A 405-nucleotide genomic window follows, 5' to 3' on the forward strand; every position below is an offset into this window, starting at 1 on the left:
TTGTGTATCACGTAGAAAAATTTCAATTTTTCATACTGTAAAATTGTAAGAGTATATTTATCCGAGGAAAAACCATGAATAACTTTTTCCAACAAATACTTGATAATATTATCGGCATTTATATCCCCATACTTTGATTTTTTTATGTTTTATCTGCATAAAATAAGTTAGGTGTATTTTACCATACCAATGCAATTTTTGAGTTTACTCTCCCCTCAACAAAAGAGAAGCCATTGCATTGCCTGAGTAGAAAAATTATTATTGTTCACCCTAGGATGATTGCACACAGCCCTAAAAACTCAATTTCTCATCTCAGCTTTCAAAACACCACTGAGACACATTTCATTCATTTTGAGACGGACTGTTTATCGTTAGCCCTTATGAAACCTTGGCTTTGCTTACTTT

This window comes from Psychromonas sp., from assembly GCF_983033635.1.